Genomic DNA, 16,880 nt, shown 5'->3' with positions numbered 1-16,880 from the left:
TGCCTCGCGTGTAGACCATCGATCACCTGTCCTGCGGGACTAACCGTGAGGTTTACCATGAGCATCACCTCCGAACTCATCTGCCAGGCTGCCGACCAGCTCAAGGGTTTCGTCGGTTTCAATCACAAGACCGGCCGCTACATCGTGCGTTTCAGCGAAGACTCCTTCGGTATGGATGTGGCCGACGACGCCATAGTGCCGGCCAATGAATTCGTCTGGGCGCAGGTGTTCGACCAGACCATGAGCCTGCGCCGCGAGCAGATCCAGTTGCTGCTGGACCAGAACATCGACGACCGGATCAATATCAGCGAACCGCTGCGGGTCTATATGCGCCGCAGCGATCTGCCGGAAATCTGCGCCGTGCGCAGCCTGCTGGTGCCGACCCAGGGCTGAGGGCGACCATTCAATCGCCGAAGCTGTAGGCCCGCTCGACCCTGCTGACTCGGGTGTGGAAGGACTGATACCAGTGGCTGCGGCCGCGTTCGCGGGTGGCGCTGTGTTCGGCCTGGTGCTTCCAGGCGAGGATGGCCGCCTCATCGCGCCAGTAGGAGACGGTGATGCCGAAACCGTCGCTGCCCCGGGCCGATTCGACGCCGAGAAACCCCGGTTGTTGGCGAGCCAGTTCGAGCATGCGCTCGGCGGCCTGGTCGTAGGCTGGGTCCGGCTCCCGGCGTTGGGAGCTGAAGATCACCGCGTAATAGGGTGGGGCGGGGGTCTGCTCGATCATCCTTGCGCCTCCAGGCAGGCCTTGAGCAAGGCCCTGGCCAGTGGTGGGGTGCGGCCCTGGAGGGCTGCGCGCTCGGGCTGGAACAGGGTGGCGACGAAGAACGGATGGCCTTCCAGCTCCACGGCGCGCAGGTCCCCCGCGTTGTCGTGGCCCGTGGCGCGCAGGGCGCCGTCGAGCAAGGCGTCGGCAAAGTCCGGGTTGACCCCGTAGCGGCAGCGATAACCTTCCTCGATGCGCTGGCTGCCATAGGCTGCGGCGATCCGGCTGCCGGCTTGCAGCTGGATGCAGTCGCGGGTTTCCACCAGGGCGCAGCTCAAGGGGGTGAGCAGTGCGCGCTCGGCCTCGGGGTTGAGTTCACCGTGTTCGGCGTCGTTCCAGCCCAGCACGTTGCGGGCATATTCCAGGACCGCGTGCTGGAAGCCGCCGCAGGTGCCGAGGAAGGGGCGCTGCCGCTCCCGGGCCACGCGGATCGCCAGCAGGGCACCGTCGATATTCCGGTAGGGGCTGCCGGGCACGCACCAGATGCCGTCGAAGCCTTGCAGTGACTGCTCGTGGGTCAGCCCGGGCGTGGCCAGCCATTGATAGCCGAGGTTGATCCCGAGTTCGGCGGCGGCCTGTTCCAGGGCCAGGGGAATGGCCTGGTGGGCGGTGATCTGCGGGTCCTGATCGCCGATCAGGGCGATGCGCAGGGTCGGTGTGGGTGCCTGTGGCTGCATGGGGCTCTCCTTTGAAGACGCTGACTTGTCGACTACCGGGAGCCACTATAAATTGGCGTTCACGCAATCAATATTGGCGTTTACCCAAGTGATCAATGCAGCGACGCACTATCAGCTGGACTACCCCGATCTGAGCCTGATCCTGGCCCTGGTGCGTGGCGGCTCCCTGGCCCGGGCCGCAGCCTTGCTCAAGGTCGATGTGTCGACGGTGTTTCGCGCGGTGCGGCGGCTGGAAGCCGGGCTTGGCCAGCAGTTGTTCGACAAGAGCCGTGCCGGCTACCTGCCCACCAGCCTGGCCCAGGCCCTGGCGCAGCAGGCCGAACAGGCAGAGCAGGCCCTGGAAGCAGCAAGGATCGGCGTGGCCCGGGGCGGCGAGGTCATCAGCGGCACGGTGCGCCTGACCTGTACCGACTCGGTGCTGCAGGGCCTGCTGCTACCGGCCCTGGCGCAGTTCATGCCGCAGTACCCGGCGCTGTCGATCGAGCTCTGTACCTCCAATGATTTCGCCAATCTGAACCGACGCGATGCGGATATCGCTGTGCGCCTGACGGCGGCGCCACCCGAGCATCTGCTGGGCCGTTGCCTGGGGGCAGTGTCATACCGCGTGTGCAGCAGCCCGGCGTACCGGCAGCGGGTCGATTGCAGCGACCTGGCGCAGGTGGCCTGGATCGCCCCGGATGATTTTCTTCCCGATCACCCCACGGTGGCCTGGCGTCGCCAGCATCTGCCCGGGGTGCAGCCCAGCTATCGCTGCAACAGCATGCTGGCAGTGACCGAACTGGTGCGCGCAGGTCTTGGCGTGGCTGCGCTGCCGGATTTCCTGATCGGCAGCGGCGGCCTGGAGGCCCTGGGCGAACCCCTGGGCCATGACACTGCGCTGTGGCTGCTGACCCGCCCGGATTGCCGGGCGCTGCGCTCGGTGGTGACCCTGTTCGACGAGCTGGGGCAGCACCTGCGCTGGCGCTGAGGCACTCAGCTTGGCGGCTGATCCTTGTGCACGAAGTGCTGGTGCATTTCGCTGGTTAGGCTTTCGACGCGCTCGGTCAGTTGCTTGGTCATTTCCGTGAGGCGGGTGTTCTGTTCGAGCAGTTCCAGAAGCTGGGTGGTGGTTTGCGCGGCTTGCGCCTGGCGCTCGCTGTTGGCCACGGCCAGGGCTTCGCGGTGCTGCGCATCGGCATCGGACTGGGCCTTGTCCCGCGCGGCCTGGCGGGTCTGGGCGAGAAGAATCAGCGGCGCGGCATAGGCTGCTTGCAGGCTGAACGCCAGGTTCAGGAGGATAAAGGGGTAGGCATCGAACTGGGTCACGCCACTGAGGTTCAGGGCTACCCACACCAGCACCACCAGGGTCTGGGCGCCGAGAAAGGTCGGAGTGCCGAAGAACCGGGCGAAAGCCTCGGCCTTCAAGGCGAAGCTGTCGGTGCCGAAGGTCGGGCCCAGGTGGGCATGGGCGCGATGAAAGCGCAGATGGTCGGTGGGGGTGTTATCCGGGGTGTCGCTGGAACTCATGATGGCCTCCGCCAGGCTGTGGGACGTGGCGCCACTATAGCTGTCCCTGCCTGCCGCGCGAGGCCCCGGGGCCTCGCTAAGCATCGTTTCAGAGCACCGTGCGTTCTCCGGCGAACATGCTCACGGCTTGCACCGCTTCGCTGGCGCCGTCGCGGATTTGCAGGATCACTGTGCCGGCCTGGTCCGCCAGTTGCACGCCCTTGGCCGCCCGCTCGCGGGTGCCGTCCATGCTCTTGATGGCTTCCTGGGTTTCGTTCTGGATCATGCCGATCATGCTGGAGATTTCTGCCGTCGAGCCGCTGGTGCGGGCGGCCAGCTGGCGGACCTCGTCGGCCACCACGGCGAAACCCCGCCCCTGCTCTCCGGCCCGGGCGGCCTCGATGGCGGCGTTCAGCGCCAACAGGTTGGTCTGGTCGGCAATCGCGCGGATGGTGTTGACGATGGCGGTGATCTGTTCGGAGCGATCGCCGAGCTGGGCGATCAGCGCCGAGGAGTTCTCGATATCGCTGGCGATCTGGCGCACTTCGCTGGCGGCCTGCTGGATCACTTCGGTGCCCTGTTCGGCGACTTTCCGGGTCTGCACCGAGATGTGGTAGGCCTGGCTGGCGCTCTGCGCGTCGTGATCGTGCTGTTCCACCTGCTGGGTAACATCGGCGGCGTACTTGACCACCTTGCACAGGCGCCCGCTGGCGTCATAGACCGGGTTGTAGTTGGCCTCCAGCCACAGCGTGCGGCCGTGCTTGTCGATGCGTTCGAAGCGGCCGTTGAAGAATTCGCCACGGTTCAGGCGGGCCCAGAAATCCTGGTAGGCGCTGCTGTTGACCAGTTCGGGCTTGCAGAACAGGCGGTGATGCTTGCCCTTGATCTCGGCCAGTGTGTAGCCCATGCGGCTGAGGAAGTTGGCATTGGCATCGATGATGCTGCCGTCGAGGTTGAACTCGATCACCGCCATGGCCCGGTCGATGGCCTCCAGTTTGTTGCGGGCCTCGACTTCTTCCTGCACCCGGGCGCTGACGTCCAGGGCGTACTTGACCACCTTGTAGACCTTGCCGGATTCGTCACGGATCGGGTTGTAGCTGGCTTCCAGCCACAGGCTCTGCCCGGCGCTGCCGACGCGCTCGAAGGTGCCGGACTGGAACTGGCCATTGTTCAGCTGTGTCCACAACTGCTGGTAGTCGTTGCTGCGGGCGTATTGCGCGGTGCAGAACAGGCGGTGGGACTGGCCGATCACCTGGTCTGCGCGGTAGCCCAGGGTCTTGAGGAAGTTGTCGTTGGCACGCAGGACCTTGCCTTGCAGGTCGAACTCGATCACCGCCATGGAGCGGTCGATGGCTTCCAGCAGGCGTGCTTGTTCAGCAATGGTCTGCTGCTGGGAGTGGAGGGTCTTGTTGTGGCGGTTGAATAGCATGTTGGCGGGTGCTCTGTGGGCGAAGCGTCGCGTCGATCCCTATTGAGTGCGCCGGAGTGCCGAATGCTTCCCGGCATTCGACATGATCTGCTCAATGCCAGCGTTCCATGACTGACAGACAGATTCGCAGCGATGAAGCGGGCGACGCAGTGGGCGGGCGTCGGTATCCGCATCAAAGGGAAACGTAGCGGCTGCGAATCGATTTAGTTGGGTTGATCGGCTACCACTTTCACGCAGCTTGGGGGTTCACCCTGTGCCGCGAAGTGGCGGCATTATGATGGCAACTACCGGGATAAAGCCAAATAAACTTGTACAAAACTATTTTTTACTTCGTTTTTGTATAGGTTTTATCGGTTTTTATGCCATTTGCTTTTGTGTTGATTTCACTTCGCTATCATTGCTGGCGGTGCGGTTGCGTCCGGAGTTTTTCGCCAGGTACAGGGCCTGGTCCGCAGCGCTGAGCCAGCCCGAAGGGTCCTGGAAGCGCGGGTCGAATGCCGCCAGGCCGATGCTCAGGCTGACCTTGAGCTCCGCCACCTGCGGGTGCTGGTACTGGTTGAATACCTGGCGCAGGCGTTCCATGACGTCCAGCGCCTGCTGGTGGCTCATGCGTGGCAGGATCACGCAGAACTCGTCGCCGCCGTAGCGCCCGGCCAGGTCGTCGTGACGCAGGTTGCGGCGCAGTTCATTGCTCAAGTGGCGCAGCACTGCATCGCCGATGATATGGCCGTAGGTATCGTTGATCGATTTGAAGTGGTCGATATCGATCAGGGCGATGCTGGCCTCCATTTGCTGCTGCCGGCATTTGTGGAACTTGATATGCAGCAGGTCCTTCCAGGAGCCGTGGTTGAGCAGGCCGGTCAGGCTGTCGGTGCGGCTCAGGGCGCTCAGGGCACGCTTGTGTTCGGACAGTTTGATCGCCAGCTGATAGCAGACCATGCCCACCGCCAGGGGGTAGAGCGTCAGCATGGGCAGGCAGGCGTAGATCTGCAGGGCGCTGATCTGGCTGCTGAAGTGCATCCCGAACAGGCCCCAGGACAGCAGCATGCCGACGCCCTGGGCCAGGCTGCCACGGATGAACAGGCGCAGGCCGCCGGCGGCCACGTTGTTCATGGCCATCATCGAGAGGATGGTGACTGCGGGCAGGGGGTTGAACTGCATGGTGGCCGCCCAGAAACCGCCCAGTAGCGAGTCGAGCAGCAGGTTGCGGCGTTCGGCCTGGTAGGGAAAGGCCGAGCGGGTGGAGAGCTGGTAGGCCAGGTGTGGCCAGAGCAGGCCATTGAACAGCAGCAGGGCCCAGATCCAGTCGGGCTGTGGCAGTGGATAGAGGGCTGCGAGGACACTGATGCCGCCGATGCCCAGGCCGATAATCCTTGGCCGATAGATGCGTCGGGCAAATGACAGCCCCTTGCCGCGTTGGTTTTCCATAAGTTCCTGCACCAGGTTCTGTACTGAAACACCTTGTGGTGTTTTATGCGGCTTGGCCGTTTATCGGATCAGTCTGGTGAATATTGTCATTTATTCCAGTCGGAATAATCAGTGTCCTTCGAAGCCATTTCACGGTGGCCAGGAGCGCCTGGCTGCGGTTTCTCAGGCCTGGTAATGGCCGAGGAACAGGTCCATGGCGGACTCTACGACCTGGCTTTGCATGTCGGCCGTCAACGCCGCCTGGCCCATGGTGATCTGTGGCCAGAAGGCAAAGCCCTTGAGCAGGCCATGTATCTGCTGCGCGGCGAACTCCGGGTCCAGCGGCTTGAGACGGCCATCGGCCAGGGCGGCACGGATCCACAGGGTCAGGCCTTCTTCGCGTTCGCCAAGGCGCGCCACCATGTTCTGTGCCCGCTCGGGGGAGTGGATGGCGGCGGCAATGGCCACTCGCGCCAGGTTGAGGAAGTTGTCGTCGGCCAGCAGTTGCAACTTGGCGCGCAGCACTTTCTCCAGCTGCTGGCGCAGGGGCTGGTCGCGCTGGTAGGCGATTTCCGCCTGGGTGCTGATGCTGGTCCAGAGCTGGTGGAGGATCTCTGCGAACAGTTCTTCCTTGCTGGGAAAGTGGTTGTACACCGTGCGCTTGGAGACCCCGGCCGTGGCGGCGATCTTGTCCATGCTGGTGATCTCGAAACCGCTGGCGCGGAACTCGCTGATCGCCGCCTGGATGATGGCGTTGCGTTTGCGGTCGGTGAGGCGCTTTGGAGCTGTCATAAGTTGGCTTTGATCAGGTGGGCGGTAAAGGCATCCGGCAGTCTACTTTGTCTTATTCCTGTTGCAATGCAGAAACTACACTGTGTAGTGTAGTTCATCGTTCAAAACGACGACTGGCCACCGCCCTTGCGTGCCTTGGCCAATGCAGAGTCCTCAAGAGCAACCTCGGAACCTGATTGCGTTCCATGGAGTCATTTGCGACATGACCACTATTTCCTCCAGTACCCCCGGTTCTTCCCGCCAGGTCACCTCATCGCGCCGCGAGCAGGGGGCTTATCGCAACCATGCGCCGGTGCGACGTGCAGGTTTTGGCAAGACCTTGCAGATCTTCTGGAACATGCTGTTCCACAAACCACGCAATACCCGGCCGGCCGGGGCCATTCCGGTGCAACCGCTGGGTCGTGAACAACTGCTGGCGGCACCCAATCACAGCGTGTTTCGCCTTGGGCACTCCACTGTGTTGCTGAAAATGCGCGACAAGTTCTGGATCACCGACCCGGTGTTCGCCGAGCGTGCATCGCCCGTGCAATGGGCCGGGCCCAAGCGCTTCCACCAGCCACCCATCAGCCTTGAGGAATTGCCGGAGATCGAGGCGGTGATTCTGTCCCATGATCATTACGATCACCTGGACCACAAGACTGTACTGGCCCTGGCGAACAAGACTCGGCACTTTCTCACTCCCCTGGGAGTGGGCGACACCCTGATCAAGTGGGGCGTGCCGGCGGCCAAGGTCCGGCAGTTGGACTGGTGGCAGGGGTGTGAAGTGCAGGGCATCTGCTTTATCGCCACACCATCGCAGCACTTCTCCGGCCGTGGCCTGTTCGATGGCAACCAGACCCTATGGGCGTCCTGGGTAATGATCGACGGGCCGACTCGGATCTTCTTCAGCGGCGATACCGGCTACTTCGACGGTTTCAAACGCATTGGCCAGCAGTACGGGCCCTTCGACCTGACGCTGATGGAAACCGGTGCCTACAACGTCGAATGGCCCCATGTGCACATGCAGCCGGAGCAGACCCTGCAGGCTCATATCGATCTGCGGGGGCGTTGGCTGCTACCGATCCACAACGGCACCTTCGACCTGTCCATGCATGCCTGGCACGAGCCCTTCGATCGCATCCTGGCCCTGGCCTGGGAACGCGGCGTGAGCATCACTACACCGCTTATGGGCGAGGCCTTCGAACTGGCGCGACCTCAGCAGGGCGCGGCCTGGTGGCTGGAGGTGGATGCGGCCCTGGAGCGGGCGGGGGTCGAGCCTGCCTGAGGCCGGGTGCGGCTGGGCAATGGGGCAATAAGGCTGTAGAAAACTGTGGCATGTCTGTCCCAGGGAAGCTGTGTCATGGCCCATCGAATTCACCTCTTCGGCGCATCCGGTTCCGGGACCACCACCCTGGGCCGGGCGTTGGCCGAGCGGTTGCAGTGCAAACACTTCGATTCCGACGATTTCTACTGGCAACCCAGTGCCAGCCCCTTTAGCTGTCGGCGCCCCCGTGACGAACGGATTCAGAGGCTGCAATCCCAGGTCTTGAGCCAGCCGCGCTGGGTGCTGTCCGGCTCCCTTTGTGGTTGGGGCGATGTGCTGATTCCCAGTTTCACCCTGGCGGTGTTCCTGCAACTGGACCCTGACGTGCGCCTGCGACGGTTGCGGGCACGAGAGTTCCAGCGATACGGGGTGCAGATTTTCGAGGGGGGAGAGCGTCATGCCGCGACCCAGGCCTTTCTGGCCTGGGCCGCGGGCTATGACGAAGGTGATCACGGGACCCGCAGCCGGCGCCGTCATGAAACCTGGATCAAGAGCCTGGCATGCCCGTTGGTGCGCCTGGACTCGACCCGGCTTTCAGTGCCGGCGCTGTGCGAGCGGCTGCTCGAGGTGCTGGATCACTCAAGCATGGCGTAGTCGGGGCGGTCGATCGGGTTGGGGGTTGCACCCCTGATGTTCATGCCGCGGCCCGGGGCGAAACCGGGGAAGAACACCAGCCCCTGGGCTTCGAAGCAGAAGGCCAGGGCCAGGCGGGTTACGTCGCGGACTTCGTAGCCGGCTTCGAAACGCTGAATGGCTGACACCGAGACGGCGGACTCGCGGGACAGTTGCTCCATGTCCCAGCCCAGCATGTCACGGGCCTGAGTGCAGTGCTGTGGGGTGAATTGGTAGAGGGCAATACGTTCCAGGGTAATTTTCATCGCAAGAGAGGCCATGGTTTTCTCCGGAAGCTTGGGCGGCAAGTTGATTTGTACTGGTTATTTGTACAGTTGTTTTGGGCTTCGAGCAAACTCAATTTTTGCCGCCAGACAGGCCTTTGGTCACAAGGTTTTGCCCGGGCTCCGCTCACCGGCTTGCAGGTAGGAAGAGGGCGATTGCCCCAGTACTCGGCGGAACATGGTGGAAAACGCTCCGGGGCTGTCGTAGCCGAAGTCCAGGGCAATGCGCGTTACCGGTTCCGCCGCCGCCAGGCGCGCCAGGGCCAGGACCACACAAGCCCGTTGCCGCCACGCAATGAAGCTCATGCCGGTGTGCTGACGAAAGCTGCGGTTGAAAGTGCGCAGGCTGATATGCAGGTGCTGCGCCCATTGTTCCGGGGATTGATGAATATCGGGCTGCGCGAGAAAGGCCTGGCACAGCTGCAGCAGCGCGCCACCTTCCGGCAAGGGAATGTGCAGGGGCAGGGGCAGACTGCGGCGCAGCTCGTGGAGCAACAGTTCGATCAGCAGCCCGTCACGTCCGTTTTGTTCGTACTCCAGGGGGATATCCACGGCTTCCAGCAGCAGTTGGCGCAGCAAGGGTGAGACGCTGATGACCCGGCAGCCGCTGCTATCCAGCGGTGCGGCGGCAGGTTCGATGTACAGGCTGCGGGTGCTGACCCCAAGCATCAGCACCTGATGCTCGACCCTGGGGGGGATCCACACCGCACGTTGCGGGGGCACCACCCAATTGCCCTGGTCGGTGCTCACCTGCATGACCCCGGTGGCGCCGTAGAGCAGCTGTGCCCTTCGGTGGTGGTGGCGTGGCAGGCGTTGGCCGTCAGCATAGTCGGTGCCTATGGCCACTACCGGGCGGGGTGTTTGATCCAGCTGCTGGATGGAGATGTTGTGCATGCCGAACCGTCCTGTATTTGGCGTAAACGCAAATATTATTGGCTGACTTGCTGAAGTCGGCCAAGTGCTAGGGCTCTATCGTTCGCAGTTCATCTCCAAGACGGATCGAGTTCGATGTTCTACCTAGTGTTGACGCTCTTTGGCTGCATGACGGGTATTAGCGCCGTGCTGTTCGGTTTTGGCGGCGGTTTCGTGGTGGTGCCGCTGCTGTATTGGATGCTGCTGGGCAGCCTGGGCGCCGATTCGGCAGCCGGGCAGGCGGCGATGCATATCGCGGTGGCCACTTCGACCTGCGTGATGATTGTCAACGCGCTGGTGGCTAGCCGCCGGCATCAGAAGGCCGGCAATCTCGTGCGCGAATACCTCTGGCCGTTGGCTGGCTATATAGGCCTGGGGGCGATTTTCGGTGCTGCTGCGGCGATGTGGGTCAGTGGCGAGGTGATTCGCTATGCCTTTATCGCCTACCTGGGGGTGACTATTGCCGACTGCCTGCTGCGCCGTGGCTTTCTTCAACAGGCGCAAGGGCGTAGGGCGCGTTTGCTTGGTGCGGGCGAAACCTTGTTTGGCGGTGTAGGAATAGGCGTTATCGCCACTTTTCTTGGCGTCGGTGGCAGTGTGATGACGGTGCCTTTATTGCGCCGTTGCGGCCTGAGCATGAGCCAGGCCACTTCCATGGCCAACCCTTTGAGCGTGCCGGTGGCCCTGGCGGGAACGGCTACCTATATGGCCATGGCGGGTTTCAGCCGGTTCGATCTGGGCCCCTGGTTTGTCGGTTATGTCGATCTTCTGGCGTTCTCGGTGCTGACCTGCGGCTCATTGCTGGGCATTCGCCTGGCCACGCCCTGGATTGGCCGGATTCCTGATGCGCTGCATGCCCGGGTGTATATCGGCCTGTTGTTGCTGGTGCTGGTGAGCATGTGCCTGAAATGACCGGGTGGTGATTGGCGTGGCGGTTACTTCGCCTCCAGCCCCGGAGCCTCGCGGATCACCAAGTGGTCCAGGTTCTCGATATTGGCGCTGAAGACCTTGAAGGTTGCCTCGGGGTCTTTCTTGCTCGGCACCTGCTTGAGGGTCGGAGTGACGCCATAGAAGAAGCAGTACAGCTCCCGCTGGCTGTCGGCGGCGGCCTTGATTTCGGCGAGGAAGGCTTTGCGCTTGCGATAGTTGTCGATCAGTTTCTTGCTCAGGTAGACGTTGACCGAGTAAGGCTTTTTCCGGGCGTCGGTGTCGTCCTTGAACCACACCTTCTGTTCGAAATCGATGCGAAAGCTTTGGGTGTAATCCTTGATCGCCTTGATCTTGCCCCAGTAGATCAGCCCCTTGTTGTCCAGCAGGTACTCGATCTTCTTGAAGAAGGCCGCGTAGCTGGCCGTGTGTTCGCCGATCTTCAACGGCATGCGCTTGAGCAGTTCCTTGTCGTCGATATTCGACACGAAGCATTCCACCGGATGGGCGAAGACGCTGGTCTTGTCCGGGGTGCTGTCGCGCTCGGCGTGGGGCTTGGGCAGGTGGGCGGGAGTGACTGGCGGATTGTCCCGTTGCCCATCTTCTGTGGTTGCAGGGCTGGCCGGCTTGCGCAGGTATTCGCGGCGGGTCAGCAGCCATTCCGAGGGAAAGTGTTCCTCGCGCTGATCCTCGGCCACTGCGCCTTCCGCGCTGGCGACGCCTTTGCCGGCGCCATAAGGGCAGCTTTCTATATGCGCAGTGGCGGGCAGGTTCTTGAAGTGCGGAGTGCGCAGGTAATTGAGGTTCTTGGCATTGAAGGTGCCCAGCAGATTGGCGGCATCGAAGGCTGCGCGGCATTCATCGTTGGGGCACTGGAAACTTTCCCTGGCCGAATCGAAGTCGTTGGTTTCATCGAAATTCAGATCCCGCACGTCATAGATCGACAGCTTGTCGTCGAGGCTGATGCAGTAGGCGGTGGCGAATTTCATGGGTGCTTGAGTCCTTAAGCCTGGGAAGCAGCCTTTATAACGGCAGGCCCTGGAGGCTGCACGCACTTTAATCTGTCGTGTTCCGGTGAAGCTGCTGGCATTTTCCATGGGCAATAAAAAGCCCTGAACAGGTCAGGGCTTGTGGGCTGCTGCTGCGGGAATCAGTCCCAGCTCAAGGCACCGCCAGTCTGATACTCGATCACGCGGGTCTCGAAGAAGTTCTTCTCTTTCTTCAAGTCCATGATCTCGCTCATCCATGGGAATGGGTTGGTGGTGCCCGGGTATTCTTCCTTCAGGCCGATCTGCGACAGGCGACGGTTGGCGATGAACTTCAGGTAGTCCTCCATCATCGCCGCGTTCATGCCCAGTACGCCGCGCGGCATGGTGTCGCGAGCGTATTCGATTTCCAGTTGGGTGCCCTGGAGGATCATCTGGGTGGCTTCTTCCTTCATCTCGGCATCCCACAGGTGCGGGTTTTCGATCTTGATCTGGTTGATCACGTCGATGCCGAAGTTCAGGTGCATGGATTCGTCGCGCAGGATGTACTGGAACTGCTCGGCAACGCCGGTCATCTTGTTGCGACGGCCCATGGACAGGATCTGGGTGAAGCCGCAGTAGAAGAAGATGCCTTCCAGAACGCAGTAGTAGGCGATCAGGTTGCGCAGCAGTTCCTTGTCGGTGTCGACGGTGCCGGTTTCGAATTTCGGATCGGAGATCGAACGGGTGTACTTCAGGCCCCAGGCGGCTTTCTTCGCGACCGATGGAATCTCGTGGTACATGTTGAAGATCTCGCCTTCATCCATGGCCAGGGATTCGATGCAGTACTGGTAGGCGTGGGTGTGGATCGCCTCTTCGAAGGCCTGGCGCAGGATGTACTGGCGGCATTCGGGGTTGGTGATCAGGCGGTACACGGCCAGGACCAGGTTGTTGGCTACCAGGGAGTCGGCGGTGGAGAAGAAGCCCAGGTTGCGCATGACGATGCGGCGCTCGTCGTCGGTCAGGCCTTCAGGGTCTTTCCACAGGGCGATGTCGGCGGTCATGTTGACCTCTTGCGGCATCCAGTGGTTGGCGCAGCCGTCCAGGTACTTCTGCCAGGCCCAGTCATATTTGAATGGCACCAGCTGGTTGAGGTCGGCGCGGCAGTTGATCATGCGCTTTTCGTCAACCGCGACACGGGCGGAAGAACCTTCCAGTTCAGCCAGGCCTTCGGCGATGTCGAGTTGGTCCAGCGAGGCCTTGGCCTTTGCAACGGCAGCGGAGTCGTTGGCGGTCACGGCGCGGGCTTCGAGTGCGGCGGCACCGCCGGCGCTGTCGAGGCGGTCCATGTTAGCTTCAGCGGCCTGGCCGGCGTTGTTGCCCTTGGCCACAACTTCGCCTTCTTCTTTGTCGAATTCGTCCCAGCTCAGCATGACGTGTCGTCTCCTGCTCGTGGGCCAGATGCCCGTGTGAAAACAATAGGGTTGGTTTTCCACACGGCGCCATTGGCCGCGTTAAATCAATGGAAATCGTTTGTTGCAGCAGCGAACGCAGGCAATAAACAAAAATACATGCCCGGGTGCCTGGGGCTGATGTCCGGTGGCGCCGAGGATCTCGGTCCAGCAAGGGAAATCAGCAGGTGGTGTGCATCCGGTAAGGGAATGTTGCGGTCCCGTTTTGTGGACGCATTATAAGGATATTTTCCGGGTCGTGGGGCGACCGATGGGCGCAGGCGAGCCCGAGATGGGTGGTGACCGTGGGCAGAGCGAGGGTTTACAAGGCTTTGCTCGAAAAAGTTTTTTTTTCGAGGGTCGAAAAATTTTGCTCGACTGGGCAAAAAACAGTCAATTTTACTAGATGTTGTGTTTTTGCAAGCCTTTTACCGCTTTTGAACACAACTCGAATCTTGTCGATGCGTCTCTGTCAATGGCTCCGTCGCAGGTTCTCGCCGGGGCTCAAAGGCTGTTGCCGCAACCCTGATCGAAGTGCTTGCCGGGGGCGTTGTTTACCAAGAGGGGAGGCGTGCGATCGCCGTGGTCGCACGTCGCGGGCTGCGATGCTGTTGTCGGTGCCGAGGGCACTTTGAGCATCCTTGCCGCAAGAGGGATTTCTTGCGGCCGGCAGTCATGCAATGAAGCGGTCGATCAACCGTTAGAGCAACCGTTGCCCATTACTCGGTATTGAAGAATATGCCGCTGACCTTTTGAGTCTTCATATTCCATGCGAGCGGGTACAACTTCGCATACTTCTGGAACTTCGCTCATGGATATAACTTTGGCGATATCCAGATCAGTGGAGTAACTATATTCCTCAACGGCTACTTGCTGGTTGGCGACATCAGTCGGGATCTCGTCAGCCATTGCGGTAGCGCACAGACTGCTGAGGGCCAGAACTAATAAAGCTTTCATTTGCGTTTTACCTTTCTAAGGTCGTGTGGGGTCACGCAGCCGTTTTGCGGCTGCGTGTGGAACTTGAGTAGAGGTTTGATTAACTGCCTTCGTGGGGGCTGCAACTTGGTTAATCAGATTGCCGGGTTGGCGAGGCAGATTTTAGGTGCGGGGCGGTCTGCCATATAGGTGCACTTTTGATAAACACCTTTGACAGTTTTTGTAACAATCCCCGAAAAAGCCCCTTCCAGGGGGTAGCCAGAACATTTTTCTATACCGGGATTGTCGCTGTAAGTAGCGGTCTTGAAGGCTTGCGGAAAATATCGGGGCATTTCGCAGGGGGTTGTTACTACCATCGTCGAATGGTTCTATAGGCGCCCCCCGGCTACAACGGGGTCATACAAAAACAACTATGTCACCGAGGTAAGAAAGATGAGTGCGGCTTCTCTGTATCCCGTTCGTCCCGAGGTTTTGGCCACTACGCTGACTGACGAGGCGACCTACAAGGCCATGTACCAGCAGTCGGTCGTGAACCCGGACGGTTTCTGGCGTGAACAGGCCAAGCGTCTCGACTGGATCAAGCCTTTTACCACGGTGAAGCAAACCTCTTTCGACGATCACCATGTCGATATCAAATGGTTCGCCGACGGCACCCTCAACGTTTCCTACAACTGCCTGGATCGCCATCTCGCCGAGCGTGGCGATCAGATCGCGATCATCTGGGAAGGCGACGATCCTTCCGAAAGCCGCAACATCACCTACCGTGAACTGCATGAGGAAGTCTGCAAGTTCGCCAACGCCCTGCGTGGCCAGGACGTGCACCGCGGCGACGTGGTGACTATCTATATGCCGATGATTCCCGAGGCGGTGGTGGCCATGCTGGCCTGTACCCGCATCGGCGCCATCCATTCCGTGGTGTTCGGTGGTTTCTCCCCCGAGGCCCTGGCCGGTCGTATCATCGATTGCCGCTCGAAAGTGGTGATCACCGCCGATGAAGGCATTCGTGCGGGCAAGAAGATCTCCCTCAAGGCCAATGTCGACGACGCCCTGACCAACCCGGAAACCAGCAGCATCCAGAAGGTCATCGTGTGCAAGCGCACCGGTGGCGATATCAAGTGGAACCAGCATCGCGACATCTGGTACGAAGACCTGATGAAGGTGGCCGGCAGTGTTTGCGCGCCGAAGGAAATGGGCGCCGAGGAAGCGCTGTTCATCCTCTACACCTCCGGTTCCACCGGCAAGCCCAAGGGCGTGCAGCACACTACGGGCGGCTATTTGCTGTATGCCTCGCTGACCCACGAGCGGGTGTTCGACTACCGCCCGGGTGAAATCTACTGGTGCACCGCCGACGTCGGCTGGGTCACCGGCCACACCTATATCGTCTATGGCCCGCTGGCCAATGGCGCTACCACCTTGTTGTTCGAAGGCGTGCCCAACTATCCGGACGTGACCCGGGTGGCGAAGATCGTCGACAAGCATAAGGTCAATATCCTTTACACCGCGCCGACCGCGATCCGCGCCATGATGGCCTCGGGCACTGCGGCCTGCGCAGGCGCCGATGGCAGCAGCCTGCGCCTGCTGGGTTCGGTGGGCGAGCCGATCAACCCGGAAGCCTGGGACTGGTACTACAAGAACGTTGGCCAATCCCGCTGCCCGATCGTCGATACCTGGTGGCAGACCGAGACCGGCGCCACTCTGATGAGCCCGTTGCCTGGGGCCCACGCCCTGAAGCCGGGTTCGGCGGCGCGCCCCTTCTTCGGCGTGGTGCCGGCCCTGGTGGACAACCTGGGCAACATCATCGAAGGCGCGGCCGAAGGCAACCTGGTGATCCTCGACTCCTGGCCGGGCCAGGCGCGGACCCTGTACCGCGACCATGATCGTTTCGTCGACACCTACTTCAAGACCTTCCGTGGCATGTATTTCACCGGTGACGGTGCCCGTCGCGATGAAGATGGCTACTACTGGATCACCGGGCGGGTGGACGACGTGCTCAACGTCTCCGGGCACCGCATGGGCACCGCCGAGATCGAGAGCGCCATGGTTGCGCACCCGAAAGTCGCCGAAGCGGCGGTGGTGGGCGTGCCGCATGACATCAAGGGCCAGGGCATCTATGTCTATGTGACCCTTAATGGTGGCGAGGAGCCGAGCGAAGCCCTGCGCCTGGAGTTGAAGAACTGGGTGCGCAAGGAGATTGGTCCGATTGCCTCGCCGGATGTCATCCAGTGGGCGCCGGGCCTGCCGAAAACCCGCTCCGGGAAGATCATGCGGCGAATTCTGCGCAAGATCGCTACCGCGGAGTACGAAGGCCTGGGAGATATCTCCACCCTGGCCGACCCGGGCGTGGTGCAGCATCTGATCGATACCCACAAGACCATGAACGTCGCCTGAGGCGAGTTCTGAGTCATCGAGCCCCGCCCGGCCTTGCGCCGGGCGGGGCTTTTTTGTGCCTGCAGGATGCGCCGGCAAGCCGGTTGCCGCGGGGCGAAGAGGCGCAAATAAATATCGGATATTTCCATCGGGCATAGCCGAATGTTACCGATGCTGCCGAAGATGTAACCCTGCGCTCATTTTCGGGGCAATGGGAAACGCAGCGCCCCATTTCTGGGCTTTTTATATCCCTATAAAAAATAAGTCATCACGCTGCGCTTGCCGGAATAGAAGGCTTTGCCAATAATAGGCCCGCAATTTGCAGCATAGATCGGTTCCCTGTCTTTCGCTCTTGCATAGTTTTGCGGAGCTGTCAATGTGCTGATCCGGCATTCTCGGTGCTTCTGTAATTTGTTGTCGCATTGAGGAAATATCGGCTTCCAGCCTGTCGTTAGAATGCCGGTCACTCGCTCGTCGTTGCCTGTGCATGAGCCCCTTTGCGGGCTGTCCAGGACGCAGCGCCGCTATTGAGGTTTCAACCATTCGCATATTGGGCTGTCGCTCACT

The 16,880-nt window shown here is 61.2% G+C and carries 16 protein-coding genes and 2 pseudogenes; 6 read left to right on the top strand and 12 right to left on the bottom strand.

Features of this window, described 5'->3' with window-relative positions; all coding sequences use genetic code 11:
• Positions 1-57: 57 nt before the first annotated feature.
• Complete coding sequence (locus J4P02_RS14170; RefSeq protein WP_426191207.1) at positions 58-393, top strand: DUF2025 family protein; 336 nt, start codon at positions 58-60, stop codon at positions 391-393.
• 10 nt (positions 394-403) lie between these two features.
• Here J4P02_RS14170 and J4P02_RS14165 read toward each other — a convergent pair whose 3' ends face one another.
• Entirely contained in the window at positions 404-727 is a 324-nt protein-coding gene (locus J4P02_RS14165) for an antibiotic biosynthesis monooxygenase family protein (RefSeq protein WP_426191205.1), read from the bottom strand.
• Positions 724-1,443, bottom strand: coding sequence for a CTP synthase C-terminal region-related (seleno)protein (locus J4P02_RS14160; protein ID WP_426191203.1), 720 nt, complete (start codon positions 1,441-1,443; stop codon positions 724-726). Before J4P02_RS14160 ends, J4P02_RS14165 begins: the two co-directional genes overlap by 4 nt.
• Between J4P02_RS14160 and J4P02_RS14155 the strand changes: the two genes are divergently transcribed.
• Complete coding sequence (locus J4P02_RS14155) at positions 1,442-2,410, top strand: LysR family transcriptional regulator (RefSeq protein ID WP_426191201.1); 969 nt, start codon at positions 1,442-1,444, stop codon at positions 2,408-2,410. The genes J4P02_RS14160 and J4P02_RS14155 overlap by 2 nt on opposite strands.
• Positions 2,411-2,415: 5 nt before the next feature.
• On the opposite strand, the gene J4P02_RS14150 is transcribed toward J4P02_RS14155, so the two are convergent.
• The 5 genes and pseudogenes from J4P02_RS14150 to J4P02_RS14130 all read right to left on the bottom strand — a co-directional run bounded on the left by J4P02_RS14150 (position 2,416) and on the right by J4P02_RS14130 (position 6,556).
• Positions 2,416-2,949 (bottom strand): DUF1003 domain-containing protein, encoded by a 534-nt coding sequence (locus J4P02_RS14150; protein ID WP_426191199.1) that lies wholly within the window; start codon positions 2,947-2,949, stop codon positions 2,416-2,418.
• Positions 2,950-3,037: 88 nt separating this feature from the next.
• Positions 3,038-3,478: pseudogene (locus tag J4P02_RS14145) on the bottom strand (methyl-accepting chemotaxis protein); the annotation flags it as partial.
• 159 nt (positions 3,479-3,637) lie between these two features.
• Positions 3,638-4,267 (bottom strand): annotated as a pseudogene (locus tag J4P02_RS14140) (PAS domain-containing protein); the annotation flags it as partial.
• Between the two features lie 447 nt (positions 4,268-4,714).
• Positions 4,715-5,785: a diguanylate cyclase gene (locus J4P02_RS14135; RefSeq protein WP_426191197.1), complete on the bottom strand. Its 1,071-nt coding sequence runs from the start codon at positions 5,783-5,785 to the stop codon at positions 4,715-4,717.
• 162 nt (positions 5,786-5,947) lie between these two features.
• The gene (locus tag J4P02_RS14130; RefSeq protein ID WP_426191195.1) at positions 5,948-6,556 is read right to left on the bottom strand and encodes a TetR/AcrR family transcriptional regulator; all 609 of its coding nucleotides are present in this window, start codon (positions 6,554-6,556) and stop codon (positions 5,948-5,950) included.
• 202 nt (positions 6,557-6,758) lie between these two features.
• On the opposite strand from J4P02_RS14130, the gene J4P02_RS14125 reads away from it, so the two are divergent.
• Both J4P02_RS14125 and J4P02_RS14120 read left to right on the top strand, forming a co-directional pair.
• Positions 6,759-7,820 carry an MBL fold metallo-hydrolase gene (locus J4P02_RS14125; protein WP_426191193.1) on the top strand — a complete coding sequence of 354 codons (1,062 nt, stop codon included), beginning with the start codon at positions 6,759-6,761 and terminating at the stop codon, positions 7,818-7,820.
• Positions 7,821-7,895: 75 nt separating this feature from the next.
• Entirely contained in the window at positions 7,896-8,453 is a 558-nt protein-coding gene (locus J4P02_RS14120; RefSeq protein WP_426191191.1) for an AAA family ATPase, read from the top strand.
• Here J4P02_RS14120 and J4P02_RS14115 read toward each other — a convergent pair.
• Both J4P02_RS14115 and J4P02_RS14110 read right to left on the bottom strand, forming a co-directional pair.
• The gene (locus J4P02_RS14115) at positions 8,435-8,752 is read right to left on the bottom strand and encodes an XRE family transcriptional regulator (protein WP_426191189.1); all 318 of its coding nucleotides are present in this window, start codon (positions 8,750-8,752) and stop codon (positions 8,435-8,437) included. The genes J4P02_RS14120 and J4P02_RS14115 overlap by 19 nt on opposite strands.
• Before the next feature lie 105 nt (positions 8,753-8,857).
• Entirely contained in the window at positions 8,858-9,649 is a 792-nt protein-coding gene (locus J4P02_RS14110) for an AraC family transcriptional regulator (protein WP_426191187.1), read from the bottom strand.
• A gap of 114 nt (positions 9,650-9,763) precedes the next feature.
• On the opposite strand from J4P02_RS14110, the gene J4P02_RS14105 reads away from it, so the two are divergent.
• Complete coding sequence (locus J4P02_RS14105) at positions 9,764-10,579, top strand: sulfite exporter TauE/SafE family protein (RefSeq protein ID WP_426191185.1); 816 nt, start codon at positions 9,764-9,766, stop codon at positions 10,577-10,579.
• Between the two features lie 23 nt (positions 10,580-10,602).
• On the opposite strand, the gene J4P02_RS14100 is transcribed toward J4P02_RS14105, so the two are convergent.
• The 3 genes from J4P02_RS14100 to J4P02_RS14090 form a co-directional block, all read right to left on the bottom strand.
• Positions 10,603-11,583 (bottom strand): hypothetical protein, encoded by a 981-nt coding sequence (locus tag J4P02_RS14100; protein WP_426191183.1) that lies wholly within the window; start codon positions 11,581-11,583, stop codon positions 10,603-10,605.
• A 161-nt stretch (positions 11,584-11,744) separates the two neighbouring features.
• Entirely contained in the window at positions 11,745-12,992 is a 1,248-nt protein-coding gene (locus J4P02_RS14095; protein WP_426191181.1) for a ribonucleotide-diphosphate reductase subunit beta, read from the bottom strand.
• Positions 12,993-13,703: 711 nt separating this feature from the next.
• The gene (locus J4P02_RS14090; protein WP_426191179.1) at positions 13,704-13,967 is read right to left on the bottom strand and encodes a DUF2790 domain-containing protein; all 264 of its coding nucleotides are present in this window, start codon (positions 13,965-13,967) and stop codon (positions 13,704-13,706) included.
• Positions 13,968-14,378: 411 nt separating this feature from the next.
• On the opposite strand from J4P02_RS14090, the gene acs reads away from it, so the two are divergent.
• Positions 14,379-16,334, top strand: a complete 1,956-nt coding sequence (gene acs / locus J4P02_RS14085; RefSeq protein ID WP_426191177.1) for an acetate--CoA ligase — start codon at positions 14,379-14,381, stop codon at positions 16,332-16,334.
• The last annotated feature ends 546 nt before the right edge of the window (positions 16,335-16,880 follow it).

This window comes from Pseudomonas sp. NFXW11, assembly GCF_049887815.1.
Taxonomy (GTDB): Bacteria; Pseudomonadota; Gammaproteobacteria; order Pseudomonadales; family Pseudomonadaceae; genus Aquipseudomonas.
This window is presented reverse-complemented; position numbering and strand designations above follow the sequence as displayed.